At 61.8% G+C, this 508-nt stretch carries 1 pseudogene; it reads right to left on the bottom strand.

The features are described from left to right. Positions 1–104: 104 nt before the first annotated feature. Positions 105–508: pseudogene (locus NKH43_RS35270) on the bottom strand (calcium-binding protein); the annotation flags it as partial.

Genomic DNA, 508 nt, shown 5'->3' with positions numbered 1-508 from the left:
TACACGCTGCGACTGCTCCCGGGCGCCCCGGCCCATCGCAAGTAGCGGAAACGGAAAGCGCCCGCCCAGGGGGGCGGGGCGCTGTTCCGTATGGGTTTTCTGGATCAAACGAAGGTGAAGTCCGACGCGGTCAGGCCTAGGTCGGCCACGGTGACCACACCGCCCAGGTGGACGAACTCATGCGCGCTGTTGTCGGCGGTGACATAGGCCAGAGTTGCGACTCTGTCGGTGTAGCTGCTTTGGTAGACAATGATGTCGCCGGCGTGCTCGCCGGAGATCGCACTCGCGGCTTCAGAAGCAGAGTTGAAAGATTCGCCAGTGATCACCACGACGTGTTCGCCGTTCGCACCCGAGGCCGCACCACTGTAGAAGCTGCTCACCGGGTAGCCGGACTGTATGCTGGCGTTGTTGACGAAGTTCGCGCCAAAACCGTCGTTGTAGAGGCCCACCGCATCGAAGGCGAACTTGTCCTCCGCCGGGTTGAAATCGGTGATAGTGGAAATGTCCG

The sequence above is a fragment of the Mesorhizobium sp. M1163 genome, from assembly GCF_040318415.1.
Classification (GTDB): Bacteria; Pseudomonadota; Alphaproteobacteria; order Rhizobiales; family Rhizobiaceae; genus Mesorhizobium.
The sequence above is the reverse complement of the archived record's forward strand: the minus strand, read 5'-3'. Positions and strand labels throughout refer to the sequence as shown.